Raw genomic sequence first — 253 nt, 5'->3', positions numbered from 1 at the left:
AGCCTGTTTATCTTAAGCCAGAACCAACACAGCCCACTGACTAAGGCTTGGCTCTTCGCCGTTTCCTTTTTCAGCGGCATCTTTGGCGGAGAAACCGCCGCAGGGATTTTCAACTGGGTATTAAGCATCATCCGCCCGGATGCCCAGCCACTGAAATTTAACGAATTTTTGGGCGCTGCCCTGTTTTCAGCCCTCGTCGTCGTCATCGTCAACCGCCTGATCGACTTTGTCGGCAAAGTCGAGATTAAAAGCC

The 253-nt window shown here is 51.8% G+C and carries 1 pseudogene; it reads left to right on the top strand.

Annotation, left to right across the window (positions count from 1 at the left end):
- Nucleotides 1-253 (top strand): annotated as a pseudogene (locus tag ACTHS4_RS12200) (putative holin); the annotation flags it as partial.

This window comes from Neisseria sp. P0014.S009 (genome assembly GCF_051958155.1).
GTDB lineage: Bacteria > Pseudomonadota > Gammaproteobacteria > Burkholderiales > Neisseriaceae > Neisseria > Neisseria flavescens_C.
The sequence above is the reverse complement of the archived record's forward strand: the minus strand, read 5'-3'. Positions and strand labels throughout refer to the sequence as shown.